The 23,899-nt window shown below is 69.6% G+C and carries 21 protein-coding genes, 3 tRNA genes and 1 other RNA gene; 13 read left to right on the top strand and 12 right to left on the bottom strand.

The window, feature by feature from the left end; all coding sequences use genetic code 11:
• Positions 1–19 precede the first annotated feature (19 nt).
• Both ABD663_RS02550 and ABD663_RS02545 read left to right on the top strand, forming a co-directional pair.
• The gene (locus ABD663_RS02550; RefSeq protein ID WP_344736280.1) at positions 20–808 is read left to right on the top strand and encodes an ATP-binding cassette domain-containing protein; all 789 of its coding nucleotides are present in this window, start codon (positions 20–22) and stop codon (positions 806–808) included.
• Between the two features lie 63 nt (positions 809–871).
• A tRNA-Asn gene (locus ABD663_RS02545) sits at positions 872–944 on the top strand.
• 38 nt (positions 945–982) lie between these two features.
• Here the strand turns inward: ABD663_RS02545 and def are convergent.
• Positions 983–1,549, bottom strand: a complete 567-nt coding sequence (gene def / locus ABD663_RS02540) for a peptide deformylase (RefSeq protein ID WP_344736279.1) — start codon at positions 1,547–1,549, stop codon at positions 983–985.
• A gap of 46 nt (positions 1,550–1,595) precedes the next feature.
• Here def and ABD663_RS02535 point away from each other — a divergent pair, with 46 nt between their 5' ends.
• The 3 genes from ABD663_RS02535 to ABD663_RS02525 all read left to right on the top strand — a co-directional run bounded on the left by ABD663_RS02535 (position 1,596) and on the right by ABD663_RS02525 (position 3,462).
• Positions 1,596–2,672 (top strand): DMT family transporter, encoded by a 1,077-nt coding sequence (locus ABD663_RS02535; protein ID WP_425561761.1) that lies wholly within the window; start codon positions 1,596–1,598, stop codon positions 2,670–2,672.
• Positions 2,673–2,755: 83 nt separating this feature from the next.
• A tRNA-Ile gene (locus ABD663_RS02530) sits at positions 2,756–2,829 on the top strand.
• Between the two features lie 129 nt (positions 2,830–2,958).
• The gene (locus ABD663_RS02525; RefSeq protein ID WP_344736276.1) at positions 2,959–3,462 is read left to right on the top strand and encodes a DUF3145 domain-containing protein; all 504 of its coding nucleotides are present in this window, start codon (positions 2,959–2,961) and stop codon (positions 3,460–3,462) included.
• Between the two features lie 173 nt (positions 3,463–3,635).
• Here the strand turns inward: ABD663_RS02525 and ABD663_RS02520 are convergent, their stop codons facing one another.
• From ABD663_RS02520 to aceE, 6 genes are all read right to left on the bottom strand, one after another.
• Positions 3,636–4,874 (bottom strand): beta-ketoacyl-[acyl-carrier-protein] synthase family protein, encoded by a 1,239-nt coding sequence (locus ABD663_RS02520; RefSeq protein ID WP_344736275.1) that lies wholly within the window; start codon positions 4,872–4,874, stop codon positions 3,636–3,638.
• Between the two features lie 68 nt (positions 4,875–4,942).
• The gene (locus ABD663_RS02515) at positions 4,943–5,191 is read right to left on the bottom strand and encodes an acyl carrier protein (RefSeq protein ID WP_344736274.1); all 249 of its coding nucleotides are present in this window, start codon (positions 5,189–5,191) and stop codon (positions 4,943–4,945) included.
• 73 nt (positions 5,192–5,264) lie between these two features.
• Positions 5,265–6,266: a beta-ketoacyl-ACP synthase III gene (locus tag ABD663_RS02510; protein WP_344736273.1), complete on the bottom strand. Its 1,002-nt coding sequence runs from the start codon at positions 6,264–6,266 to the stop codon at positions 5,265–5,267.
• On the bottom strand, positions 6,263–7,177 hold the full coding sequence (locus ABD663_RS02505; RefSeq protein ID WP_344736271.1) for an ACP S-malonyltransferase: 915 nt from the start codon (positions 7,175–7,177) through the stop codon (positions 6,263–6,265). Before ABD663_RS02505 ends, ABD663_RS02510 begins: the two co-directional genes overlap by 4 nt.
• Positions 7,178–7,261: 84 nt before the next feature.
• Positions 7,262–8,464, bottom strand: coding sequence for a PucR family transcriptional regulator (locus tag ABD663_RS02500; RefSeq protein WP_344736270.1), 1,203 nt, complete (start codon positions 8,462–8,464; stop codon positions 7,262–7,264).
• 26 nt (positions 8,465–8,490) lie between these two features.
• The gene (gene aceE / locus ABD663_RS02495) at positions 8,491–11,220 is read right to left on the bottom strand and encodes a pyruvate dehydrogenase (acetyl-transferring), homodimeric type (protein WP_344736269.1); all 2,730 of its coding nucleotides are present in this window, start codon (positions 11,218–11,220) and stop codon (positions 8,491–8,493) included.
• Between the two features lie 143 nt (positions 11,221–11,363).
• Between aceE and ABD663_RS02490 the strand changes: the two genes are divergently transcribed.
• Positions 11,364–11,436 (top strand) — tRNA-Val (locus ABD663_RS02490).
• A 6-nt stretch (positions 11,437–11,442) separates the two neighbouring features.
• Here ABD663_RS02490 and ABD663_RS02485 read toward each other — a convergent pair.
• From ABD663_RS02485 to ABD663_RS02470, 4 genes are read right to left on the bottom strand one after another with little or no spacing between them, the layout of a single operon-like run.
• On the bottom strand, positions 11,443–12,339 hold the full coding sequence (locus ABD663_RS02485; protein WP_344736268.1) for an LLM class flavin-dependent oxidoreductase: 897 nt from the start codon (positions 12,337–12,339) through the stop codon (positions 11,443–11,445).
• A gap of 37 nt (positions 12,340–12,376) precedes the next feature.
• On the bottom strand, positions 12,377–13,195 hold the full coding sequence (locus ABD663_RS02480) for an ABC transporter permease (protein WP_344736267.1): 819 nt from the start codon (positions 13,193–13,195) through the stop codon (positions 12,377–12,379).
• Positions 13,195–14,196 (bottom strand): aliphatic sulfonate ABC transporter substrate-binding protein, encoded by a 1,002-nt coding sequence (locus tag ABD663_RS02475; RefSeq protein WP_344736266.1) that lies wholly within the window; start codon positions 14,194–14,196, stop codon positions 13,195–13,197. Before ABD663_RS02475 ends, ABD663_RS02480 begins: the two co-directional genes overlap by 1 nt.
• A 49-nt stretch (positions 14,197–14,245) precedes the next feature.
• Positions 14,246–15,055 (bottom strand): ABC transporter ATP-binding protein, encoded by an 810-nt coding sequence (locus tag ABD663_RS02470; protein WP_344736265.1) that lies wholly within the window; start codon positions 15,053–15,055, stop codon positions 14,246–14,248.
• Between the two features lie 127 nt (positions 15,056–15,182).
• On the opposite strand from ABD663_RS02470, the gene ABD663_RS02465 reads away from it, so the two are divergent.
• From ABD663_RS02465 to rnpB, 4 genes are all read left to right on the top strand, one after another.
• Entirely contained in the window at positions 15,183–15,914 is a 732-nt protein-coding gene (locus tag ABD663_RS02465) for a zinc ribbon domain-containing protein (RefSeq protein ID WP_344736264.1), read from the top strand.
• A complete protein-coding gene (locus ABD663_RS02460) occupies positions 15,911–16,351 on the top strand; it encodes a reverse transcriptase-like protein (RefSeq protein WP_344736263.1) in 441 nt (146 codons plus the stop codon). The genes ABD663_RS02465 and ABD663_RS02460 overlap by 4 nt, the downstream gene beginning before the upstream one ends.
• Positions 16,338–18,047 carry a bifunctional 3'-5' exonuclease/DNA polymerase gene (locus ABD663_RS02455; RefSeq protein WP_344736262.1) on the top strand — a complete coding sequence of 570 codons (1,710 nt, stop codon included), beginning with the start codon at positions 16,338–16,340 and terminating at the stop codon, positions 18,045–18,047. Before ABD663_RS02460 ends, ABD663_RS02455 begins: the two co-directional genes overlap by 14 nt.
• A gap of 40 nt (positions 18,048–18,087) precedes the next feature.
• Positions 18,088–18,453: RNase P RNA component class A (gene rnpB, locus ABD663_RS02450), an RNA gene on the top strand.
• Between the two features lie 9 nt (positions 18,454–18,462).
• Here rnpB and ppgK read toward each other — a convergent pair.
• Positions 18,463–19,224, bottom strand: a complete 762-nt coding sequence (ppgK, locus tag ABD663_RS02445) for a polyphosphate--glucose phosphotransferase (RefSeq protein ID WP_344736261.1) — start codon at positions 19,222–19,224, stop codon at positions 18,463–18,465.
• 71 nt (positions 19,225–19,295) lie between these two features.
• On the opposite strand from ppgK, the gene ABD663_RS02440 reads away from it, so the two are divergent.
• The 3 genes from ABD663_RS02440 to ABD663_RS02430 are packed head-to-tail and all read left to right on the top strand — an operon-like array spanning position 19,296 to position 23,877.
• A complete protein-coding gene (locus ABD663_RS02440; RefSeq protein ID WP_344736260.1) occupies positions 19,296–19,502 on the top strand; it encodes an SPOR domain-containing protein in 207 nt (68 codons plus the stop codon).
• A gap of 27 nt (positions 19,503–19,529) precedes the next feature.
• Positions 19,530–20,867: a glutamine synthetase family protein gene (locus ABD663_RS02435; protein WP_344736259.1), complete on the top strand. Its 1,338-nt coding sequence runs from the start codon at positions 19,530–19,532 to the stop codon at positions 20,865–20,867.
• Between the two features lie 7 nt (positions 20,868–20,874).
• Complete coding sequence (locus tag ABD663_RS02430) at positions 20,875–23,877, top strand: bifunctional [glutamine synthetase] adenylyltransferase/[glutamine synthetase]-adenylyl-L-tyrosine phosphorylase (RefSeq protein WP_344736258.1); 3,003 nt, start codon at positions 20,875–20,877, stop codon at positions 23,875–23,877.
• The last annotated feature ends 22 nt before the right edge of the window (positions 23,878–23,899 follow it).

Below are 23,899 nucleotides of genomic sequence, written 5' to 3'. Positions count from 1 at the left end.
AACCGGGCAGGATGAGGGGATGGCACGCCGCGACGATGCAGAGACCGCGATCCGCGCGAGTGATCTGTCGATCGCCCGAGCGGGGCGCACCGGTGGGCCCGAACGGGTGATCGACGGGGTGTCGTTCGAGGTGGCCCGTGCGCGCACGCTCGCCGTGATGGGACCCACGGGCGCCGGCAAGTCGTCGCTCGCCGCCGTGCTCGCCGGCTCGGACGAGCCGGGGCTGGCCGTCGTCGGCGGCGACGCATGGGTCGAGGGGATCGCGGTGCGGCGTCCGGGGCGCGCCCACCGGATGCTGACCTACCTCACCGGGTATCTGCCGCAACGAGCCGGCGCGGCACTGCCCGCCAGGATGACCGTCTCCGAGATCATCGGATCGCCGATCACGAACCGCGATCGGCGCGTGAACCAGCGCGCCCTCGCCGTGCGCGTCGCGACACTGCTCGACGAGCTCATGCTTCCGCTCGGCTCGGCGCCGAAGTATCCCTACGAGTTGAGCGCCGGCATGCGGCAGCGGGTCGCGTTCGCACGGGCACTCGTGCTGCAGCCCAGGGTCTTCGTCGCCGACGACGCGTTCGCGAACATGGACGTCGAGGTGCGGAAGGCCGCACGGGATGCGATCACCCGTCGCCGCCGCGACCACGGCATGGCGACGCTGCTCATCACCAACGAGCGAGAGGTGGTGCGCGAGCTGGATGCGGACGTGCTCGTGCTGCGCGGCGGCCACCCGGTCGCCTACGGCCACGGCACCGACGATCTGCTGTGGACGCCCAGCGGCGAGGCCGATCGCAGAATGGTCGCCTCCTGAGGTCATCACCACGCCAGCGCCTTTGCTAGGATGGTCTGGTTGCCCGCGCCCCGAGCGCGGCGATCCTCCATAGCTCAATTGGCAGAGCAATCGGCTGTTAACCGATAGGTTCTTGGTTCGAGTCCAAGTGGGGGAGCGAACGGCTCCGAGCTCCACCTCGGGGCCGTTCCTTTTTCAGGCGTCGAGATCGTCGATGCCGGGCGTCCACGCCTGACCTGGCCGGCCCCACCCGCGCTTGCGGGCGATCTTCTGTGCCGTCTTCCAGTCGCCGTCACCGAGCCGGTCCACGTAGAGCACGCCGTCGAGATGATCGAACTCGTGCTGCATGATCCGTGCGCGCCAGCCGTCGACCTCGATGTGCACGGGTTCTCCGTCGAGGTCGGTTCCGCTCACGCGCACGCGTTCGGAGCGCCGCAACGGGAACCGCTCACCGGGAAAGGACAGGCATCCTTCCGACTCCTCGTCGGGATCGGGACCGCCCGGCACGAGCGGATGCACCCACAGCTCCGGGTTGATGACGACCCCTCGCCACGGCTGACCGTCGTCGTCCTGGTACGAGTACGTGTAGAGGCGCAGCGCGACACCCACCTGCGGGCCGGCGAGACCGACGCCGGGAGCGGCGTCCATCGTCTCGAACATGTCGGCGACCAGGGTGCGGATCTCGTCGGTGATCTCCTCGACAGGGGCTGCGGGGGCATGGAGAACGGGGTCTCCCATGATGCGAATCGGCAGAACGGCCACGCGTCGAGCCTACCTTTCGGGGCTGTCCGGGTATCGTCGAAGCGTGCTGGTGAGAGCTGACGTGGTCGAAGAGGTCGGCGATCAACTCCTGGGCGCTTTCCAGGACCCCGGCATCCTCATCGGCATTCCGCTCGCCCTGCTCGGTGCCATCTTCATGTCGTTCGGGGCGCAGTATCAGCACCGCGGCGTCCTCAAGGTCGAGAAGCTGAGCGGATCGGCTGCGAAGCAGGGGCTCAGCCGGCACCAGCTCGCACGGCTGCTCACACGCCCCTCGTGGGTGCTCGGCACGGTCATGCTGGGACTGGCCATCATCTGCCAGCTCGCGGCGCTCTCGTTCGCCCCGTTGATCGTGGTCCAGCCGCTGGGTGCGATCGCGCTGGTCATCACCACCTTGCTGAACGCGCAGATCAGCGGCCACCGACCCACCCGACGCTCACTGATCGCGATCGCCGCGTGCGTGGGCGGCATCTTCATCTTCGTGACGATCGCGGCGCTGTTCGCGACCGAAGAGCCGATCTCGAACGGCCAGCTCATCACGATCCTGATTCTGCTCGGTGTGTTCACGATCGTGTGCGCAGCGTTGTGGCTGTGGCTGCGAGCCCGTACCGGTGCGCTGTTCTACATCATGGTCGCGGGCATCGTCTACGGCTTCGTCGCCACCCTCGCCAAGGTCGTGATAAGCCGCATCCAGAGCGAGGACTTCGACTGGCTGACGGTGACCTGCCTCGTCTCGCTGGTCATCGCGACCGCGGTCGGCGCGTACTTCGTGCAGACCGCGTACTCGTCAGGCCCCCCTGATCTGGTCATCGCGGGTCTCACCGTGATCGACCCCATCGTCGCGATCCTCATCGGACTCATCGTGCTGAACGAGGCCTCGCAGGCCCCGCTGTGGGCGTACTTCGGGTTCGCCGTGGCCGGTCTTCTCGCGGTGTGGGGTGTCTTCCAGCTCGCCCGCCACCATCCTCAGATCATCAGCGACAGCCAGGGTCTTCCGATCCAGCGCGGCAGCGGCGGGGGTGAGGTGCCCCACCCCACGACCGGGTCGATCAAGATCACCGAGGCCGTCTCGAAAGTGTGGCCGGAGCCCCCGGTCAGCGACCCCGACGACCAGCCGTCTCGCTGATCGGTCCTGCCCCTCCACCGCAGCCCTGGCGACCGCTCGGATGGCGGAGGGGAAGCGTCGCGCCCGGTAGGCTCGATCCACCGGGGGCGGTGGCCAAGCTGGTCAAGGCAGCGGGCTCATAACCCGACGATCGTGGGTTCAAGTCCCACCCGCCCCACGAGCCGAATGACATTCTTGTGATTCGGCGGAACAGCGAGCATAATTGGCCCTGGAACAACAGAACACACACATCGCTGGACTCCGGTCAGGTCGTAGGGGAAGACGCACCTGACGAAACGGAGAGATCATGGCGACAACACAGGCGCGTGGGGTGATCTTCATCCACTCCGCGCCACGTGCGTTGTGTCCCCACCTCGAGTGGGCTGTGGGGCGTGCCCTCGGTCGTGCGGTGAGCTTCGACTGGGCTGACCAGCCCGTGCTGGCCGGCAGTCGTCGCGCCGAGTTCTATTGGGAAGGCGCGGCCGGGACGGGCGCCGCCCTCGCCACCGCGATACGCGGCTGGGAGCACCTGCGCTTCGAGGTGAGCGAGGACCCGACACCCCGCAGCGACGGAGGCCGCTGGCTGCACACACCGGGCCTCGGCATCCATTACGCCCAGACCGACTCGGCCGGCAACGTCGTGATCGGCGAAGACCGCATCCGCTACGCGATGGACATCGCGCGCGGCGACGCTGCGGAGCTGCAGCGAGAGTTGCAGATCGCCCTGGGGGCGGCGTGGGACGAAGAGCTCGAGCCGTTCCGTCATGCCGGTGACGCCGCTCCCGTGGTGTGGCTGCACAAGGTGGGGTGAGTCTGATCGGGCGTCAGACGTCGCGGCGCCGCTACCGGTGGTCGGAGACCGATCGGTCCCGGACGGCGGGAAGGCGAATCGACGTCTGAGACGGCGCCGGGATGCCGCATCCCGAGCTTGCCGACACGAAGACGCCCCCGTCGAGACGGGGGCGTCTTCGGCGCGAGAGTCGATCAGACCGCGGTGAACGCGGCGACCGCGTTGTGGCCGCCGAACCCGAACGAATTCGTGATCGCGACGTGGTCGGTTCCGTCGAGCGGCAGGGCGTCGCTCGAGACGCGCAGCGGGATGTCGGGATCCTGCGTCGTCAGGTTGATGGTGGGGGGCGCGACGCGCTCCTGCAGCGCGAGCACGGTGAACAGGGCCTCCAGGGCGCCGGTGCCGCCGAGAAGGTGACCTGTGGACGCCTTCGTGGCCGACACCGGGATGTCGTGGACGCGGTCGCCGAAGACGCTCAGCAGTGCGCGGTACTCGGCGATGTCCCCGGTCGGGGTCGAGGTCGCGTGGGCGTTGATATGGGTCACGTCGGCGACGTCGAGTCCGCCCGACTCCAAGGCGAGCCGAACCGCCCGCGAAGCACCGAGGCCTTCGGGTTCGGGGGCGGTGATGTGGTGCGAGTCCGCCGTGACACCGCCGCCCGCGACCACGGCGTAGATCTTCGCTCCGCGCGCGCGGGCGTGATCCTCGCGCTCGAGCACGAGCGCGGCGGCGCCCTCGCCCATGACGAACCCGTCGCGGTCGACGCTGTACGGACGTGATGCGTGCTCGGGGTCTTCGTTGCGGCGGGAGAGCGCCTGCATCGAGGCGAAGGCGGCGACCGTGATCGGGTGGACGGCCGACTCGGCACCGCCCGCGATCACTACGTCGGCCAGGCCCAGACGCAGGTGCTCGAGCGCGTTGACGATCGACTCGGTGCTCGAGGCGCACGCGGATGCGACCGTCCGCGCGTACGCACGCGCACCGAGGTGCATCGACACGGCCGCGGCGGCGGCGTTCGGCATGAGCATCGGCACGGTCATCGGCATCACACGGCGGGGGCCGCTCTCGCGCAGCGTGTCCCACGCATCCAGCAGAGTCCACACCCCGCCGATCCCGGTCGCGAAGTCGACGCCCAGGCGCTCGGGTTCCACGTCGGGCTCGCCCGCATCCGCCCAGGCCTCGCGTGCTGCCACGAGCGCGAACTGGGAAGCCGGATCGAGTCGCTTCGCAATCGGCCGCTCGAGCACCGTGTCGGGGCGGACGGCGGCCTCGGCGGCGAAGGTGACGGGCAGCTCGTACTCGGCGACCCAGTCGTGCTCGAGGGCGCGCGCGCCGGAGACGCCGTCCAGCAGCGCTGTCCAGCTCTCAGGGGCGGTGCCGCCCAACGGCGATGAGGCGCCGATTCCGGTGACGACGATGCGTGGGGTGGTCATAGTGCAGGTGGATCCTCGCGTGACGTGACGGATGTGTCGGGTGGGGGCCGGAGCCCCCACCGTGGTGACTACTCCTGGTTCGACGTGATGAAGTCGACGGCGTCGCCGACGGTCTTCAGGTTCTTGACCTCGTCATCGGGGATCGTGACGCCGAACTTGCCCTCGGCGTTGACGACGATCGTCATCATCGAGATGGAGTCGATGTCGAGGTCGTCGGTGAAGGACTTGTCGAGCGCAACCTCGTCGGCCGAGATGCCGGTCTCGTCGGTGATGAGCTCTGCGAGTCCGGCGAGGACCTCGTCGTTCGTGTATGCCATGGTGTCTCCTGTTGTTGAGGGGTCGCAGACCCGGGTGTCGAACTGAATCAGTCTATGGTCGGCGTCGCGGACGTCACGGGAGCACGACGACCTGCGCGCCGAAGACGAGCCCTGCACCGAAGCCGATCTGCAGCGCGAGTCCGCCGCTGAGCTCGGGATGCTCGTGCAGCAGGCGATGGGTCGCCAGCGGGATCGATGCCGCCGAGGTGTTGCCCGTCGTCTCGATGTCGCGGCCGATCTTGACGGTGTCTGGCAGCCCGAGCTGCTTGGCGAACTCGTCGATGATGCGCATGTTCGCCTGATGGGGGACGAAGGCGGCGAGATCGGACGCCTCCACGCCCGCCGCTTCGAGTGCCTGACGGGCGACCTTGACCATCTCCCACACCGCCCAGCGGAAGACCGTCGGGCCCTCCTGCCGCAGCGTCGGCCACGGCGCGGTACCGTACCGGAACTCGTTCAGCGTGTGGTTCATCCCGACGGCATCCGCTTTGGATCCGTCGGATCCCCACACCGTCGGACCGATGCCGACGGTCTCGCTCGGGCCGACCAGTGCGGCGCCGGCTCCGTCGCCGAGCAGGAACGAGATGCTGCGGTCGGCGGGGTCCACGATGTCGCTGAGCTTCTCGGCGCCGACGACGACGACGTAGGTCGCGGCACCCGCGCGGATGAGCGCGTCGGCCTGCGCGATCCCGTAGGCGAAACCGGCACAGGCCGCATTGAGGTCGAACGCCGCGGCGGGGTTGGCGCCGATCCGGTCGGCGACGATCGCCGACACCGAGGGCGTCTGCTTCGGGTTGCTGATGGTGGCGACGATGACCGCATCCACGACACTCGGATCCACCCCTGCGGTGGCGACGGCCTCGGCGGCCGCCGCGGTCGCGAGATCGACGGCGTCGGTCTCGGCCGTCGCGCGCGTGCGCGTGACGATGCCCGTGCGCTGACGGATCCATTCGTCGCTCGAGTCGATCGCCGCGACGAGGTCGTCGTTGGGCACGGCGATCTCGCCGCGTGCGGCACCGTAGGCGAGGATGCGGGTGTGCGCCGCACCTCGGGCCTGGCTGATCGTTGCGGTCATGCGGATTCTCCCGTCAGCAGACGTCGGGCGGACTCGATGTCGTCGGGGGACTTGAGCGCGACGGAGGGGACGCCGCGCAGCGCGCGCTTGGCGAGTCCGACCAAGGTGCCGGCCGGCGAGAGTTCGACGATCGCGGAGACTCCGGCGTCGGCGAAGGAGGTCATGCAGCGATCCCAGCGCACGGGGGATGCGACCTGCGTGACGAGCGCGTCGAGGAACGCACGCCCGTGCGAGACCGCGCCGCCGTCGCTGTTGGACCAGACAGTCGGCACCGGGTCCGTCGTGGTGACATCCGCCGCAGCCGTGCGCAGCGACTCGACCGCGGGAGCCATGAACGAGGTGTGGAACGCGCCGGCGACCTGAAGGGCGATCACCCGTGTGCCGGCCGGTGGGTCCGCCGCGAGGGCGGCGAGCGAGGTGAGCGTACCGGCCGCCACGATCTGGCCGGAGCCGTTGTAGTTGGCGGGCGTGAGGCCGAGCTCGTCCAGCCGGGCGACGACGGCGTCCTGGTCGCCGCCGATGACCGCGCTCATGCCGGTCTCGACGTGTGCGGCAGCCCGTGCCATGGCACGGCCGCGGATGCCGACGAGCCGGAGGGCGTCCTCTTCCGAGAGGATGCCCGCGGCGGCCGCGGCCGCGAATTCGCCGACGGAGTGGCCGGCGACACCCTGAACGCTGTCCCGGGCGTCGAGCATGTTCCACGACAGCAGACTCGCCGCGACGATCAGCGGCTGAGCGACGGCAGTGTCCCTGATGCGGTCGGCATCCCATTCCGTCCCCGCCGCCGTCAGGTCGACGCCGGCCCAGTCCGAGTACGTCGCAAGGGTCTCGGCTGCGCCCTCGCGCTCGAGCCAGGGGAGGAGGAAGCCGGGCGTCTGCGAGCCCTGGCCGGGAAAGACCGCGATGTTCACCATCTCATCCTGCCAAGGATCCCGGGGCGTCTTCTGGCGATCGTGTCACAAGAATCTCCGCAACGTTTGTCGGGGCCGCACATCTCAGGCACTCGAGGCCCGGCGGCCCGGCGACGATCGGCGCCTCGTCGCGTCGGTGCCCACCGACCCGAGGATGAGCGCGGTCTGCAGAATGAGCGCTTCCCGCGGCCCCGTGGCATCCCACCCGATCGCCTCCGAGACGCGCTTGAGCCGGTAGCGCACCGTGTTCGGATGAACGAACAGCTCGCGGGCGGTCGCTTCCAGCGACCGGCCGTTGTCGAGGTAGCTCCACAGTGTCGTGACCAGATCGGTGCTGTGCGTGTGCAGCGGCCGGTAGATCCGTTCGACGAGCGTCTGCTTGGCGAGCGGATCTCCGGCGAGGGCGCGCTCAGGCAGCAGATCGTCGGCCTCGACGGGTCGAGGTGCGTTGCGCCATGCTCGGGCGACGGCGAACCCGGCGAGCGCGGCGCGGGCGCTCTGGCTCGCGTCCACGAGTGCGGACACCGCCGGTCCGAGCACCAGGAACCCCGGCCCGAACGACGGCTCGAGTCGGCGGGCGATCTCGGGGAACGGCAGGTCGGCCGGCACATCCTCGGCGCGACCGGGGGCTTCGGCGCGACCGAGGACGGTGACCAATCGGGACCCCTGCACCCCGATGAGGACGTCCACGCCCAGCTTGCGCGCGGTACGACGCAGCTGGTCGACATCGAACATCGGGCGAGTGGTCCCGACGAGGACCGCGACCTCGCCGTGTCCATGCCATCCGAGCGCCGCGATGCGGCTCGGCAGCTCTTCGTCGGCCTCGCCGGTGAGGATCGAGTCGACCACGAGTGCTTCCAGGCGCGCGTCCCACAGCCCGCGCGCCTCCGCTGCGCGCGCGTAGACGTCGGCGGCGGCGAAGGCGACTTCTCGCGAATAGAGCAGAATCGCCTCGCGCAGGTGCTCGCCCTTGCCGGTGACACGCTCCTCGGTCACCTCCACCGTCACGCGGATGAGCTGCAGCGTCTGCGTCAGGCTCACGCTGCGCAGCAGCTCGCGAGGTGCCGCCGCGAAGATGTCGGAGGCGATCCACGGGGTCGAGGCGGGATCGTCGTACCACTGGATGAACGACGTGATGCCGGCTTGTGCGACGAGCCCGACGGCGGAGCGCCGCGCCGGCGGCATCTCGGCGTACCACGGAAGGCTCTCCTCGAGTCGACGCGTGGTCGCGGTCGCGAGATCACCCGAGATGCGGCGCAGCCACGCCAGCGTCTCGGCTTTGTCCATCCGGGGGGAGCCGCTCGGCATCCGGGTCAGCTCTCGCCGCCCGCGTTCCCGCTCGTGCCCGCAGTGACGTCGTGGAGGCGATACTTCTCGATGGCCTGCGCAGACAGGGCCGGGTCGACCTTTCCTTCGGCGGCCAGGGCCTGCAGGGTGCGCACGACCAGCGAGGGACCGTCGATCTTGAAGTAGCGCCGCGCAGCGGGCCGCGTGTCCGAGAAGCCGAAGCCGTCGGCTCCCAGGCTCACGAAGCGCTGCGGCACCCACTGGCGGATCTGGTCCTGCACGGCGCGCATGAAGTCGCTCACCGCGACGACGGGTCCCTCCGCGTCCTTGAGCCGGTCGGTGACGTATGCGGTGCGAGGGTGGTCGAGCGGATGCAGGAAGTTGTGCTCGTCGACGTCGAGCCCGTCGCGGCGCAGTTCCGTCCACGAGGTGACCGACCAGACATCCGCGAGCACGCCCCAGTCGTCGCGCAGCAGCTGCTGCGCTTCGAGCGCCCACGGAACGCCGACGCCCGAGGCGAGCAGCTGAGCGCGTGGCCCTTCGCCCTGCGCGACCGAGATGCGGTGCATGCCCCGCACGATCCCCTCGACATCGACGTCCTCCGGCTCGGCCGGCTGGACGATCGGCTCGTTGTACACCGTGAGGTAGTACATGACGTTCGGGTCGGGGTGGTTCCCGCCGTACATCCGGTCGATGCCCGCGCGCACGATGTGTGCGATCTCGTACCCGTAGGCGGGGTCGTACGACACCGTCGCGGGGTTCGTGGAGGCCAGCAGGTGCGAGTGCCCGTCCGCATGCTGCAAACCCTCGCCGGTGAGCGTGGTGCGTCCGGCGGTGGCGCCGATGATGAAACCGCGTGCCATCTGGTCTCCCGCGGCCCATTGGGCATCACCCGTGCGCTGGAACCCGAACATCGAGTAGAAGACGTACACGGGGATCAGCGGTTCGCCATGAGTCGAGTAGCTCGTACCGGTGGCGGTGAACGCTGCCAGGGCGCCGGCCTCGTTGATGCCGACGTGCATGATCTGACCCTGCGGACTCTCCTTGTAGGCCAGGAGCAGTTCGCGGTCGACCGAGGTGTAGTTCTGGCCGTGCGGATTGTAGATCTTCGCCGTCGGGAAGTACGCGTCCATCCCGAACGTGCGTGCCTCGTCGGGGATGATCGGCACGATGCGGTGGCCGAAGTCCTTCGCGCGCAGCAGATCCTTCAGCAGCCGGACGAACGCCATCGTCGTGGCGATCTCCTGTGTGCCCGACCCCTTCTTGGGCAACGCGTACGCGGCATCGCCCGGCAGGGTGAGGCCCACGTGATGCGTCCGCCGCTCGGGCAGGAAGCCGCCCAGGTTGCGACGACGCTCGAGCATGTACTGGATGGTCTCGTCCTGCTCGCCGGGGTGGAAGTACGGCGGCAGGTACGGATTCTCCTCGAGCTGTGCGTCGGTGATCGGGATGCGCATCGAGTCGCGGAAGTGCTTCAGATCGTCGAGCGTCATCTTCTTCATCTGATGCGTCGCGTTGCGGCCCTCGAAGTGGTGCCCGAGTCCGTAGCCCTTGATGGTCTTGGCGAGGATGACGGTGGGCTGGCCCTTGTGCTCTGCGGCCGCCTTGTACGCCGCATACACCTTCGTGTAGTCGAGCCCGCCGCGACGCAGCTTGCCCCAGATGTCGTCATCCGACCAGTCCGCGACCATCTGCGAGGTGCGCTCGTCTCGGCCGAAGAAGTGGTCGCGGATGAACTTGCCGTCTTCGGCGCGGTAGGTCTGGAAGTCACCGTCCGGCGTCGTGTTCATCAGGTGCACGAGTGCACCGTCGTCGTCGCGCGAGAGCAGCTCGTCCCAGCCGCGGCCCCACACGACCTTGATGACGTTCCAGCCGGCACCGCGGAAGAAGCTCTCCAGCTCCTGGATGATCTTTCCGTTGCCGCGCACCGGACCGTCGAGGCGCTGCAGGTTGCAGTTGACGACGAAGACGAGGTTGTCGAGCCCCTCGTTGGCCGCCACCTGCAGCTGGCCGCGGCTTTCGACCTCGTCCATCTCGCCGTCGCCGAGGAATGCCCACACCTTCGAGTCCGACAGGTCTTTGATTCCGCGGTTGGTGAGGTACTTGTTCGTCATCGCCTGATAGATGGCGTTGATCGGACCGAGGCCCATCGACACGGTCGGGAACTGCCAGTACTCGGGCATCAGGCGGGGATGCGGGTACGACGGGATCCCATCAGGCGCCTTCGACTTCTCCTGGCGGAATCCGTCGAGCTGGTCTTCGCTCAGGCGGCCCTCGAGGAAGGACCGCGCATAGATCCCGGGCGAGGCGTGACCCTGGATGAAGATCTGGTCGCCGCCCGACGGGTCGTCGAGACCGCGGAAGAAGTGGTTGAAACCGACCTCGTAGAGGGACGCCGACGACGCATAGGTCGAGATGTGCCCGCCGACGCCGATCCCCGGCCGCTGTGCACGGTGCACAGTGATGGCGGCGTTCCACCGGATCCAACGTCGATAGCGCCGCTCGAGCTCCTCGTCACCGGGGAAGTCCGGCTCGTTCTCGGTCGGGATCGTGTTGATGTAGTCGGTGGTGGGCACCTGGGGCACGTTCAGCTGCAGCTCGTGCGAGCGCGCGAGAAGGCTGAGCATGATCTCGCGGCCGCGACCGCGGCCCTTCGCGTCGACGAGCTGCGACAGGGACTCCCGCCACTCGGAGGTCTCCTCGGGATCGCTGTCCTGCGGGCCCTGGGAGTACGGATCCTGGTCGTTGACAGTCACGGATGACCTTTCCTCGGTTCTGGCAGATCGTGCCAGGAGTTCGCATGAGAGGCGTCGCCGACGTTGTCCGCCGCGTACGAACGCACCGCACACAGCCTAGTCACTCGTCGCCGGGCGAGGCGGGACGCCTACAATTGCGGGGCGGGCCTTTAGCTCAGCTGGTAGAGCGCCACGTTTACACCGTGGATGTCGTCGGTTCGATCCCGGCAGGGCCCACCCGGATCATCTCGCGTGCACGAGCCGAACCACGTCGGTCATCGCATCGATGGCCTCGGTGGTCTTCGGATGCACGTCGCAGCGCACCTCCTCGATCCCGAGCGACCGGAACCCGAGGATCTCCTCGGCGATCCGCTCGGCGCTTCCCGAGATCGCGCCGTCCGGCGCTTCGCCCGTCGACCCGGGGGCGATGACGGTGTAGAAGTCAAGGGTGCGCGTGAGTGTCGCGGGGTCACGATCCGACTCGTCGCATGCGATGTCGAGTTCGCGCACGAGTCGCGCGAGATCGGCGATCGCGCTGTCGGAGCGACCCGACGCCCACCAGTTCCACCCCGACGCGAATCGGGCGGTCAGACGCAGCATCCGCGGCCCCCGCGCCGCCACGACGATCGGCACCTCACGCGGTCCTCGCAGCACCAGCTCGGCGTGCTCGGCCGCGTGATAGGGGCCGTCCGTCGTCACGACCTCGCCGCGGAGCAGTCCGTGCACGATCGGCAGCCACCCCGCGAATCGCGAGTAGCGCGGATCCGCGGGGATGCCGAACGCCCGATAGTCGTCGGTGTTGCCCGCGCCGACACCCAGGACGAATCGTCCGTCCGAGATCTCGCCGAGGGTCTCGGCCGCGGAGGCGACCACACCCGGATGCCGATACGGGGCATTCATCACCGAGGGGCCGAACCGGATGGTTTCCGTCGCGAGGGCAAGGGCTCCCGACACCGCCATCGACTCCCACACCCCGTCCGAGGCTGCGTCGCCGCGGTAGAGGAGCGCGTCCTCGTAGACGAAGATGTCGAACCCGGCCCGCTCCGCCGCCTTCGCCCGCGCCGAGATGGTCTGCCACGTCGGCGCGGGCGTGGCGCCGCCGGGACGGCCGTGCAGCTGGTTGATCAGACCGATGCGCATGCACCGACGATAGCGAGGGGCGCCGGCGACCGAGTGGTCAGCCCCAGCGCCGCGTCGCCCAGCGCTGCACCTGTGCGAGCACGACATCGGTGAGCTTGCCGAGCACTGCGAGCAGGATGATCGCGAGCACGATCTGATCGACGCGTCCGTTCGACGATCCGCGCGAGAGCAGGAAGCCGAGTCCCATCGATGCTCCGAGAAGCTCGGCGGCGACCAGGAACAGCCAGGCTTGGACGAGAGCCAGTCGCAGCCCGGCGAAGACGGCGGGCAGCACGCTGGGCAACTGCACCGTGAAGAACAGCCGCACGTGGCGCAGGCCGAACGACCGTCCGAGCTCGACCAGCTGGGGGTCGACGTGCCGCAGCGCGAGCGAGACCGTGGTGAACACCGGGAAGAACGCGCCGATCGCGATGAGGACGATCTTCGACTGCTCACCGGTCTGGAACCACACGATCAGCAGCGGCACCCACGCGAGACTGGGTACGGCGCGGATGATGCCGAGGATCGGCCCCAGCGCCGTGTCCCAGAACCGCGAGAGCCCGACGAGTCCGCCCACCGCGATGCCGAGCAGGCCTCCGGCGGCGAACCCGACGAAGACGCGCTGCAGCGAGATGGCGATGTAGGGTCCGAGTTCGCCGCGTTCGGCGAGATCGACGCCGGCACGCACCACCGCTTCGGGACTCGGGAACTGGTACGGCGGCACGATCGGGTTCGCCGGCAGCGTGACCAGGAACCAGATCGCGAGCAGGGTGACGGGGATCGCCGCGCCGAGGACGGCCCGGACACCGGGGGAGTCCAACGGGCGTGCCCCGGCGACGGCACGCGTCTCCGGGGCACGCACGAGGGGGGAGGCCATCAGCGGTCCGTCGCGGCCGTGGCGAACTGCGGGGCGAACAGAGTGGCGAGCGCGTCATCGACGGCGTCCTGCGATGCCACGTCGCCGAGACCGACCTGGATGACGCCGATCGGCGCGAGCACGGCGGCCAGACCATCGCCGGGAACGGGGTCGACGTCCAGTCCTTCGCGCTCGTCGATGACCTTCGTCGCGACCGCGAGGTCGATCGCCGACGCGTCGGCGAGGATCTGCGCGGTCTCGGCCGGGTTGTCCAGGGCCCACGCACGGGCCCGCTCATAGGCGTCGACGACGTCCTGCACCACCTCGGGGTGCTCCGCGATGATCTGCTCGGTCGCATTGAGCACGCTGTACGAGTTGAACTCCAGGTTGCGGTAGGGCAGTTGTGCGCCGGCGGCCTCGGCCGTCGCCATGATCGGGTCCAGGCCCGCCCAGGCGTCCACGGCGCCCGCCTGCAGGGCGGCCCAGCCGTCCGGGTGGATGAGGTTCTCGACGGTGACGTCGTCGACCGAGAGCCCCGCTTCCTCGAGCGCCTGCACGAGGAAGAAGTACGGGTCTGTACCGAGCGCCGCTGCGACGGTCTTGCCGCGGAGATCTTCGATCGAGTCGATGTCGGAGTCCGCCGGGACGACGAGCGCCGACCATTCCGGCTGTGCAACGACGTCGACGATCTGCTGGGGTGCGCCGTTCGCGCGTGCCAGCAGTGCCGCCGAGCCTGCCGTGGACCCGAAGTCGATCGCGCCGGCGCGCAGGGCCTCGTTCGCCTTCGACGAGCCGAGGGACTGGCTCCAGGTGACCTCGTAGCCGGCCTCTTCGAGCCAGCCCTGATCCTTCACGATCAGGCTGAGGGGGTTGTAGGTCGCCCAATCGAGGTTGAGGGCGAAGCCGTCGGCGTCGACGACGGCGGCGGGACGGGCATCCTCGCCGGCGAGGCAGCCGGTGAGGCCCGCTGCGAGGGCGGCGGCGGCCGCGAGTGCGCCGAGAGCGCGCAGGGAACGGGACATGGTCGGCCTTTCGGTCAGGGTGGGGAGGGAGAGGGGATCGGGTGTGCGGTCAGTGCGCGTGGCGATCGACGCCGAGGGCGACGAGCAGCTCGGCGCGCAGTTCCGCCAGCGCGGCGGATCCGCGGTCGCGGGGACGGTCGCCCGGGACCATGACGTGGCGCTGGATCTGGGCGCCCGCCGGTGCGTCCGGATCGCAGCCGAGCACGATGACGCGGTCGCCGAGCTGCAGCGCCTCGTCGACGTCGTGGGTGACCAGGAGCGTCGTCGTCGGTGTGCCGTCGAGCACGGCCAGGAGCAGGTCCTGCATTCGCAGGCGGGTCAGGGCGTCGAGGGCTCCGAACGGCTCGTCGAGGAGCAGGAGCCGGGGGCGCCGCGCCAGTGCGCGGGCCAACGAGGTGCGCTGGGCCATTCCGCCGGAGATCTGCCGCGGACGGTGACGGGCGAAATCGGCGAGTCCGGTGCGCTCGAGCAGGTCGTCGACGCGGCGGGCGCCATCCGATCTCGACAGACCGCGGGGCAGCCCGAGCGCGATGTTCTCGGAGACGGTGCGCCACGGCAGCAGCCGCGGCTCCTGGAAGCCGATCGCGACCCGCGTGTCGGTTCCTGTGACCGGCTCGTCATCGATGCGGACACCCCCGTGCGTCGCGGTGTCGAGTCCACCGGCGATGCGCAGCAGGGTCGACTTGCCCGAGCCCGACGCACCGAGAACGGTGACGATCTGGCCCGGTGCGATGTCGAGGTCGATGTCGCGCAGCACCACGTGATCGCCGAAGCGCCGACCCACTTCGCTGACGCGCACGTGCGCCGCGGCGGTGGGCAGTCCTGCCCGCACCGTCTGCGAGGGTGCGACGAGCGTCATGGTGCTCTCCTTCCGTGGGTGTCCTGCGAAGCTATCCGCGCTCGCGTCGGCGCCGCGAGCGGGTGGTAACGCGACGCAACACGGTCCCGCGAACGCACGCGCAAGCGGGTGCCGTAGGTTGGATGCCGTGAATGCCACCCCCGACCAGCAGCGACGGCTGCTCGACCTCGCCGCCCTCGACACGCGCATCCGTCGGGCCGAGGATGCGCGCCGCAATCCGCCGCAGGCGGAGCGGGTCAAGGAGCTCCTCGCCCAGCGCCAGACACTGGCCCAGGAGCTGTCGGTGCGCCTGGGCACGCGCGACGACCTGCGAACCGAGCTGAGCAGGATCGAGTCCGACGTGGCGGTGGTCGATGCGCGATCCGCGCGCGACCAGGAGCGACTCGCAGCGACGAGCAACGTCAAGGAGGCCCAGGGGCTCGAGAGCGAGCTCGCCTCGCTGGCCCGCCGCAAGTCCGACCTCGAAGACGGCGAACTCGAGATCATGGAGCGGCTCGAGTCGGCCGATGCCGCCGTGGCCGAGCAGGAATCGCTGATCGCCGAGACGAACGAGGAGGGCGCGAGGCTCAGCGCCGAGGCCAAGCGGGTCGTCGCCGAGGCGACGGCCGAGCTGGAGGCGGCGACCCGAGACCGGGCTGCTGTCGCCGGGACGCTCGAGGCCGAGCTGGTTGCGCTCTACGACCGCCTGTCCACGCGCAGCGCCGGTGCCGCCCTGTTGCGCCGGCGGACCTGCGAAGGCTGTCACATGGTGCTGTCCGGCACCGATCTGAACGCACTCGGTCACGTCGCCGCGGACGTCGTCGCGACGTGTCCGGAGTGCGGCTGCATCCTCGTGCGCACCGAGGAATCCGGGCTGTGACCGTCCCTCTCGTCGTCGAGGCCGACGGAGGCTCGCGCGGCAACCCGGGCACGGCGGCCGGCGGGGCCGTCGTGATCGATCCGGACTCCGACGCCGTCCTGACCGAGGTCGGCGTGTACGTGGGGATCGCGACCAACAACGTCGCGGAGTATCGCGGCATGATCGCCGGTCTCGAAGCCGCGATCGAACGCGACCCCGCTTCGATCCGGGTGCGGATGGACTCGAAGCTGGTCGTCGAGCAGATGTCCGGTCGCTGGCGCATCAAGCACCGCGACATGCAGGTGCTGGCCCAGCGCGCGCGCGAGCTCATCGCAGACCGCGAGGTCCACTTCGAGTGGGTGCCGCGAGCGGCGAACGCCCGGGCCGACGCGGCTGCGAACGAGTCGATGGATCGGCGCGCCAGCTTCCGCCGCGACCTCGGTGATGCCCGCGATTGAGCCCGTCTGTATCCTTCTCGGCCGGGTGGGTGCGGCCGTCGCCGTCGACCGGCGCGATGGCGCCGGCGAGCTGATCTCGCACGAGGAGATGCCGCTCGCCGACCTCGCGGCGTGGGTGGCGCGCCACGAGGGCCCCTCGGTGCGCTGGGTGTGGAACGACACGCCGCAGTGGTATCCCGCACTCCTCGCGTCCGGTGTGCGCGTCGCGCGCTGCCACGATCTGCGACTGTGTCGCGCGATTCTACGATCGTCGGCGCTCGTCGCCGACTCTGCGCCGTTCGACGCGGACGGACGGTGGGATGCCGCATCCGAGGCTCGGGTCGATCCCGACGACGGCCTGTTCGACCTGGCTGAGTTCGCCGAGCGCGGCCTGCCCTCGAGTCCGGACGACACGGCGAACGAGTGGATGCGCCAACGCGCAGCCCTCCGCGATCCGGACACGGGCGGCCGGCTGCGCATTCTCACGGCGGCCGAGTCCGCCGGGGCACTCGTCGCGGCAGAGCTGAGATCCGCCGGTGTGCCGTGGGACGCGGCCGAGCATGACCGGATCCTCACCGACACGCTCGGCGCGCGCACACACGGCGTGCCGCAGCGGATGCAGGAGCTCGCCACGCAGGTGCGCGTCGCGCTCGACGACGCGGCGGTGAGCCTGGACTCCCAGCCCAAGCTGCTGCGCGCGCTCCACCGCGCGGGGATCCCCGCGCAGTCCACCGCGCGGTGGGAGCTCGCCGAGTACGCGCATCCGGCGATCGCGCCGCTGATCGAATACAAGAAGCTGGCGCGGCTGTACTCCGCGAACGGCTGGTCCTGGCTCGAGGAGTGGGTCCGCGATGCACGCTTCCGGCCGACGTACGTCCCCGGGGGCGTCGTAACGGGCCGCTGGGCGTCGTCGGGAGGTGGCGCGCTCCAGCTTCCGCGCCCGCTGCGCGCGGCCGTGCGCGCGGATCCGGGGTGGCGGCTCGTGGTCGCCGACGTCGCACAGCTCGAACCCCGTGTCCTCGCCGCGATGTCTCGCGACGGCGCGCTGGCCGGCGCCGCCCGGGGAGCCGATCTCTACGACGGCATCGTCGCCGCCGGCGCCGTGTCCACGCGCGCCGAGGCGAAGATCGCCGTGCTGGGGGCGATGTACGGAGCGACGACGGGCGAGTCGGGTCGGCTTCTCCCCGGCCTGCGCCGGACCTACCCGGCGGCCATGGCGCTCGTCGATGCGGCGGCGAAGGCGGGTGAGGACGGCGAGGTCGTTTCGACCTGGCTCGGTCGGACGTCGCCGCTCCCGTCGGCGCAGTGGCGGCACGCGCAGTCTGCTGCGACCGAGGACGGCGCCACTTCCGCAGACGTGTCTCGGGCCCGGCAGTGGGCACGGGAGCGTGGCCGGTTCACGCGCAACTTCATCGTGCAGGGCACGGCCGCCGAGTGGGCGCTCGTCTGGCTCGCCGAGCTGCGGCGTCGCCTCGCCGAGCTGGCGCCGACCGACGGTGCGCGTGCGGAGGCGTCCGGCGTGGCGTTCGCGCAACGGGCCCATCTCGCGTTCTTCCTGCACGACGAGGTCATCGTCCACACGCCCGCCGAACGGGCGCAAGAGGTGGCGGATGCGGTGCAGGATGCCTCTGACGCCGCAGGCGCGGCGCTGTTCGGCGACTTCCCCATCGACTTCCCCCTCGACGTGCGAATCGGGCAGACGGCCCGTGAGGACTGAGGGGAGCATCAGCGCGACGGGCTAGACTCGCGGTCGCGAATGGGTCGGCCAGACGGTCGCGTCGCAACCGGGAGACCGGCTGCGCCGAGGAACGTCCGGGCTCCACAGGGCAGGGCGGTGGGTAACACCCACCCGGAGTGATCCGCGAGACAGTGCCACAGAGAGCAGACCGCCGGGTTGCGACCCGGTAAGGGTGAAAGGGCGGTGTAAGAGACCACCGGGATCGTGGTGACGCGATCCGCATGGCAAACCTCGCCCGGAGCAAGGCCAGACAGGGGATGACGACGCGGCCCGCCGAGTCCCCGGGTAGGCCGCTGGAGCGGCACGGCAACGTGTCGCCGAGAGAGATGACCGTCGATGGGGCTTCGCCCCGGAACAGAACCCGGCGTACCGGCCGGCCCATTCGCCCAGCCGGTCAGGCGACCGCCAGTGCGGCCGCCCCGATGATGCCCGCATTGTTGCGATGCACCGCCGGCACGATCTCGGTGTCGAGTTTGAGCAGCGGCAGGAACTTGTCGGCGTGCTTGGACACGCCGCCGCCCACGACGAGCAGATCGGGGCTGAAGAGGAACTCGATGTGCGAGTAGTACCACTGCAGTCGTGTGGTCCACTCCTCCCAGGAGAGATCCTCGCGCTCTTTCGCCGAGTAGGCGGCATACGCCTCGGCGTCCTTGCCGTGCTTGGCCCGATGGACGTGGCCGAGTTCGCTGTTGGGGATCAGGACTCCGTTGTACAGCAATGCCGAGCCGATGCCCGTGCCGAGCGTCGTGAGGATCGTCAATCCCGATCGGTCACGCGCAGCGCCGTACCGCATCTCGGCGACGCCGGCCACGTCGGCGTCGTTGGCGAAGTGGATCTCACGCCCGAGTCCCTGCTCGAAGAAATCCTCGGCCGCGAAACCGATCCAGGCGTCCGACACGTTCGCCGCCGACAGGGTGCGCCCCGACTTCACGATCGCGGGGAACGCCACTCCCAGCGGAATGGGATCGTCGGCGACGCCCAAGTGCGTGAGCACCTCGGTCACCGCGGCCAACACGTCCTTCGGTTCGGCGCCGTCCGGCGTCGCGACCTTGATGCGGTCGCTGATGAGCTCTCCCGCCGTCAGGTCGACGATGCCCGCCTTGATGCCCGTCCCGCCGATGTCCACGCCGACGGCGCGGGTGCTGTCTGCTGCCATGCGCTCAGCCTATCCAGGGCACCGCGCGCGATCAGTAGGATCGAGGCATCCGATCGACCAGGGAGACCCCGATGCACGACGACAGTGACAAGTTCTGGTTCAACCTCCGCACCGGCGAGGTGGAGAAGGGCCCGCAGTCCCTCGGCATCGATCGCGCCGGCCCGTTCGAGACGGCGGAGGAGGCGGAGAACGCCCCCGAGGTGATCAAGGAGCGCTCACGCGCGTGGGCCGAAGAGGACGCGCGCGAAGACAGGTCCGGCGGCGGCGGCGGAGTCTGAGCAGGACGACAAGCGGAGAGGAAGCGAATGGACAAGCAGCGAGACTTCGTTCTGCGGACGATCGAGGAGCGCGGCGTCAAGTTCGTGCGCCTCTGGTTCACGGACGTGATGGGCACGCTCAAGTCGGTGGCGATCGCCCCGGCCGAAGTCGAGGGCGCGTTCGCCGAGGGCCTCGGCTTCGATGGCTCGGCGATCGAAGGGCTGACGCGCTCGTATGAGTCCGATCTGCTCGCCTACCCCGACCCGACGACGTTCCAGACGCTGCCATGGCGCGGTGAGATCGACCCCACCGGCCGGATGTTCTGCGACATCACGACCCCCGACGGTCAGCCCGCGGTCGCCGACCCGCGCAATGTGCTCAAGCGGTCGCTGGCCAAGGCCGCGGATGCCGGGTTTACGTTCTACACCCACCCTGAGATCGAGTTCTACCTGCTGAAGTCATCGTCGTACGGACCCGAGGGGCCCGAGCCCGTCGACTCGGCCGGCTACTTCGACAACGTGCCCGGCGGCACGGCGCACGACTTCCGCCGCCGGTCGGTGCGGATGCTCGAGGACCTCGGCATCTCGGTGGAGTTCAGCCACCACGAGGGCGGCCCCGGGCAGAACGAGATCGACCTGCGGTACGCCGACGGACTGACCACGGCCGACAACATCATGACCTTCCGGACGGTGATCAAGGAGGTCGCGATCGAGCAGGGCGTCTATGCGACGTTCATGCCCAAGCCGCTCAGCGGTCAGCCGGGCAGCGGCATGCACACGCACATGTCGCTGTTCGAAGGCGACGTGAACGCGTTCTACGAGGAGGGCGCGCAGTATCAGCTGTCGAAGATCGGTCGCCAGTTCATCGCGGGTCTGCTTCGGCACGCCAACGAGATCAGCGCCGTCACGAACCAGTTCGTCAACTCGTACAAGCGCCTGTGGGGCGGCGACGAGGCCCCGAGCTTCATCTGCTGGGGTCACAACAACCGTTCCGCGCTCGTTCGCGTGCCGATGTACAAGCCCAACAAGGGTCAGTCCTCGCGCGTCGAGTACCGCGGGCTCGATTCCGCGGCGAACCCGTACCTCGCCTACGCACTGCTGCTCGCCGCCGGGCTCAAGGGGATCGAGGAGGGGTACGAGCTGCCCGCCGAGGCCGAGGACAACGTCTGGTACCTCAGCGATGCCGAGCGCCGCGCGCTGGGGTTCGCGCCGCTGCCGGCGAGCCTCGACCACGCTCTGGAGTACATGCAGGAGTCGGAGCTGGTGGCCGAGACGCTCGGCGAGCAGGTCTTCAACTACGTGCTGCTCAACAAGCGTCGTGAATGGCAGGGATACCGCTCGCAGGTGACGCCCTTCGAACTGAAGAGCAACCTCGAGATGCTCTGAGACCGCCGTGGCCGCCAGCGAGCGCTCGTCGGCGCTCACCCTGCTCGCCCGCGTCGGCTTCAGCGAACTCGCCGATGCGGACGCCCACCTGTCCGAGCTCGAGTCAGTGCTCGGGCTCGACCGCGACGCGCTGCTGGCCCACACGTCGGTCGCGGCCGACCCGGACGCGGCGCTGGACTCGCTCACGCTCATCGCGCGGCGGGACGCTCAGGCCGTGCGCACCCTGGCGGCGTCCGAGAAGGGATGGCGGGCGCTGTGGGCTCTGCTCGGCGCGTCGTACGGCTTCGGCGAGTTCTACCTGCGCCACCCCGAAGAACTCCCGGACCTGACGACCGCAGGCACACGGCTGCCCAGTGCGACGGAGCTGCTCGACGCACTCACGAGCGCGGTCGGTGCCGAGGACGGCTTCGCCGAGTCCGGCGCGGAGGCCTCCTGGGTGGCGTTGCGTGTCCGCTATCGGAGGATGCTGGCGCGCATCGCCGCGTACGACCTGCTCAGCGATGAACCCGTCGATGAGATCCCCGACGTCGCGGCGACCCTCGCCGACGCGGCGGGCGCCGCGCTGGAGGCCTCCCTCTGCGTGGCGCGGACGCGCATCGCCCGCGACCCGGCAGGAGGCGGGCTCTTCCCGCGGGAGCAGGTGGCGGGCACCCGCCTGGCTGTCATCGGAATGGGCAAGACCGGCGCCCGCGAGCTCAACTACGTGAGCGACGTCGACGTCATCTTCGTCGGCGGCGGCGATCCGGCCCTGATCGATGAGGTCGGGGAGAGCCGGGTCGTCGACATCGCCACGCGTCTGGCCGTGCAGACGATGCGCGGCATCTCCGAAGTCGAGGTCGAGCCGCCGCTGTGGGAGGTCGACGCGAACCTCCGCCCCGAAGGGCGTCAGGGGGCGCTCGTGCGCACGCTCGAATCGCACCTCGCCTACTACGATCGGTGGGCCAAGAGCTGGGAGTTCCAGGCTCTGCTGAAGGCGCGTCCGCTCGCCGGAGATCTCGAACTCGGACAGGAGTACGTGGCGGCGGTGCAGCCGAAGGTGTGGACCAGCGCCGCGCGAGAGAACTTCGTCGACAGTGTGCAGCGCATGCGCGAGCGGGTCACCGAGCACATCCCGCCCGACGAGGTGCAGTACCAGATCAAGCTCGGTCCCGGCGGCATCCGCGACATCGAGTTCACGGTGCAGCTGTTGCAGCTCGTCCACGGTCTCAGCGATGACACGATCCGGCAGCGTGGCACGCTGGATGCCTTGACGGCGCTGGTGGCAGCCGGCTACATCGGTCGCGCCGAGGCCCAGACCTTCGCACGCGATTATCGTGTGCTGCGGCTGCTCGAGCATCGGACGCAGCTGCGTCGACTGAGCCGGACCCACCTCATGCCGTCCGATCCGGGGGAGCTGCGCGCGCTGGCGCGCGCGACACGACTCGTCGGCTCGGGTCCGGCCGTGTGGGAGCTCTGGGAATCCGTCAAGCGCGAGGTCCGCGACATCCACGTGCGGCTGTTCTACCGGCCGCTGTTGTCGGCGGTGGCCGGGATGAGCGCCGAGGAACGCAGCCTGTCGCCCGAACAGGCCCACGACAGGCTCGCCGCGATCGGCTTCTCCGATCCGGCCGGAGCGCTGCGCCACATCGCCGCCCTGACGAGCGGCCTCAGCCGCAAGGCGAGCATCCAACGTCACCTGATGCCGGTGCTGATCCGATGGTTCGCCGACGGCGCCGACCCGGACTATGGACTGCTCGCCTTCCGCCGGCTGAGTGAGCGGCTCGGGGATTCACCGTGGTTCCTGCGGATGCTGCGTGATTCGTCCGCCGCGGCGGAGAGCCTGACGCGGGTCCTGTCCAGCTCGCGGTACATCGGCGAGCTCATGGAGTGGATCCCCGAGTCCGCGGCGTGGCTCGACGACGACGACCTGCTCCGGCCACGCGGCGGAGTGGCGCTGCAGGAGGAGGCCCGTGCGATCCAGACGCGTCACGAGACGACCGAGGACGCGATGCGGGCGGTGCGGGCACTGCGCCGCCGTGAGCTGCTGCGCACGGCCATGGGCGCCATCGTCGGCGGGATGACCGTCGAGGAGCTGGGAGAGACGCTCACGACCATCACCGAGGTGACGATCCAGGCGACCCTGCGCGCCGTTCGCCGCGAGATCGTGCCGCCAGAAGACCGTGACCTCGACTTCTCGGTGATCGCGATGGGACGCTTCGGCGGGCGTGAGCTCGGATTCGGCTCGGACGCCGACGTCATGTACGTCTACCGCGCGAACGGCATCGAACCACAGCGCGCCCACGATCTCGCACTCAAGCTCGTCGCAGGCATCCGGAAGCACTCCGAGGATCACCGCGTGCCGCTCGATCTGGACGTCGACCTGCGTCCGGAAGGGCGCAACGGACCGCTCGCCCGCTCGCTCGACGCCTACGCCGAGTATTACCGGCGCTGGTCGCTGTCATGGGAGGCGCAGGCGCTGCTGCGGGCGCGCGGTGTCGCCGGGAGCGTCAAGCTCATCGGCGCGTTCATGAAGCTCGCCGACGACGTCCGCTTCCCGGCGAAGGTCGACCCGCAGGGCGTCCGTGAGATCAAACGGATCAAGGCGCGTGTCGAGAATGAGCGATTGCCGCAGAACGCCGACCCCCGCCGGCACCTCAAGCTCGGTCCCGGAGCCCTCAGCGACGTCGAGTGGCTCGTTCAGCTCCTCCAGCTCGAGCATGGACATCGCGTCGAACAATTGCGCACGACATCGACGCAGGCCGCGTTGGCCGCAGCGCGCGATGCCGATCTCGTTCCTTCCGCGGCCGCACAGCGGCTGGGGGAGGCGTGGCGCTTGGCCAGTCGGCTCCGCTCCGCCAACACCCTGGCCTCCGGTCACACCAGCGACATCCTGCCGCCCGACCGGATGAAGCTCGACGCGATCGGCCGCCTGCTCGACTACCCCCCGCGGTCGGCGACGCAGGTCGAGGAGGATTGGTTCGCGGCCACCCGCCGTGCGAGGCGCGTGTTCGAGAAGCTGTTCTACGGGTGAGGTCGCGCTCCCCTCGGCACGG

The sequence above is a fragment of the Microbacterium awajiense genome (assembly GCF_039536545.1).
Taxonomy (GTDB): domain Bacteria; phylum Actinomycetota; class Actinomycetes; order Actinomycetales; family Microbacteriaceae; genus Microbacterium; species Microbacterium awajiense.
This window is presented reverse-complemented; position numbering and strand designations above follow the sequence as displayed.

Bases quoted from the DNA above. Each gene is read 5' to 3' on its own strand.
- ABD663_RS02550 (WP_344736280.1), top strand. From the start codon at position 20: ATGGCACGCCGCGACGATGCAGAGACCGCGATCCGCGCGAGTGATCTG.
- ABD663_RS02525 (WP_344736276.1), top strand. From the start codon at position 2,959: ATGGCGACAACACAGGCGCGTGGGGTGATCTTCATCCACTCCGCGCCA.
- ABD663_RS02520 (WP_344736275.1), bottom strand. From the start codon at position 4,874: ATGACCACCCCACGCATCGTCGTCACCGGAATCGGCGCCTCATCGCCG.
- ABD663_RS02515 (WP_344736274.1), bottom strand. From the start codon at position 5,191: ATGGCATACACGAACGACGAGGTCCTCGCCGGACTCGCAGAGCTCATC.
- ABD663_RS02510 (WP_344736273.1), bottom strand. From the start codon at position 6,266: ATGACCGCAACGATCAGCCAGGCCCGAGGTGCGGCGCACACCCGCATC.
- ABD663_RS02500 (WP_344736270.1), bottom strand. From the start codon at position 8,464: ATGGACAAAGCCGAGACGCTGGCGTGGCTGCGCCGCATCTCGGGTGAT.
- ABD663_RS02485 (WP_344736268.1), bottom strand. From the start codon at position 12,339: ATGCGCATCGGTCTGATCAACCAGCTGCACGGCCGTCCCGGCGGCGCC.
- ABD663_RS02480 (WP_344736267.1), bottom strand. From the start codon at position 13,195: ATGGCCTCCCCCCTCGTGCGTGCCCCGGAGACGCGTGCCGTCGCCGGG.
- ABD663_RS02475 (WP_344736266.1), bottom strand. From the start codon at position 14,196: ATGTCCCGTTCCCTGCGCGCTCTCGGCGCACTCGCGGCCGCCGCCGCC.
- ABD663_RS02470 (WP_344736265.1), bottom strand. From the start codon at position 15,055: ATGACGCTCGTCGCACCCTCGCAGACGGTGCGGGCAGGACTGCCCACC.
- ABD663_RS02455 (WP_344736262.1), top strand. From the start codon at position 16,338: ATGCCCGCGATTGAGCCCGTCTGTATCCTTCTCGGCCGGGTGGGTGCG.
- ppgK (WP_344736261.1), bottom strand. From the start codon at position 19,224: ATGGCAGCAGACAGCACCCGCGCCGTCGGCGTGGACATCGGCGGGACG.
- ABD663_RS02440 (WP_344736260.1), top strand. From the start codon at position 19,296: ATGCACGACGACAGTGACAAGTTCTGGTTCAACCTCCGCACCGGCGAG.
- ABD663_RS02435 (WP_344736259.1), top strand. From the start codon at position 19,530: ATGGACAAGCAGCGAGACTTCGTTCTGCGGACGATCGAGGAGCGCGGC.